The sequence below is a fragment of the Kitasatospora nipponensis genome, from assembly GCF_039528135.1.
Classification (GTDB): Bacteria; Actinomycetota; Actinomycetes; order Streptomycetales; family Streptomycetaceae; genus Kitasatospora; species Kitasatospora nipponensis.
Genome location: NZ_BAAALF010000792.1, coordinates 1 through 657, shown reverse-complemented (window position 1 = coordinate 657; position 657 = coordinate 1). Strand labels below are relative to the sequence as shown.

The 657-nt window shown below is 63.5% G+C and carries 1 protein-coding gene; it reads right to left on the bottom strand.

Annotated elements, in window-relative coordinates; translation table 11 throughout:
* A partial coding sequence (locus tag ABD323_RS43375) for a class I SAM-dependent methyltransferase (RefSeq protein WP_486327183.1) occupies positions 1-632 on the bottom strand: 632 nt, incomplete at its 3' end.
* Between the last annotated feature and the right edge of the window lie 25 nt (positions 633-657).

Sequence of the window (657 nt, the reverse complement as noted above, 5' to 3'; positions counted from 1 at the left end):
GGCAGCTCGGCCGGGTGCACCGGGCGAACCTGCAGCATGCGGCCGCCGACCTGGGCCTTGAGCTCGGCGACCGCGCCGTTGGCGATCACCTTGCCCTTGTCGATCACGGTCAGGTTGTGGTGGAAGTGGATTCCCGTGATGTGTGCGTCGGTGCCACGTCCCGCCCGGGGCGATCGAGACGTGAGCTCCTGATGGTTCAGTCCGTCGACGAGGTCCTTCAGCATGCCCATGCTCGTCGCGGGATCGCACATCACGTCCTCCCTGCCACCGAAACTGGGCCAATAGGATGTCTGCAGATCTTCGATCACGTACTTGCCCCCGGGACGCAGTCGTGGAAACAGGCACGTGAACGTGTCGATGACGTGTTTACTGATATGGCTTCCGTCGTCGACGATGATGTCCGGATCGCCGATTTCGTCGGGCACTGTCGCCAACGAGTCCGGATCGGACTGGTGCGCCCGGAACGTCCTGACGCGTCCCTCGTCGTGTGTGCTCTTGTCGACGATGTCGATGCCGTACACCAATGCCTGCGGGAAGAAGTCACGCCACATGCGCAGCGACGCGCCTCCCCCGGTCGGATCATGGTATCCGCCCACGCCGATCTCGAGGATCGTGATCGGCAGCTGTCGCATCGGGCCGAAGTGCCACTGATAGTGG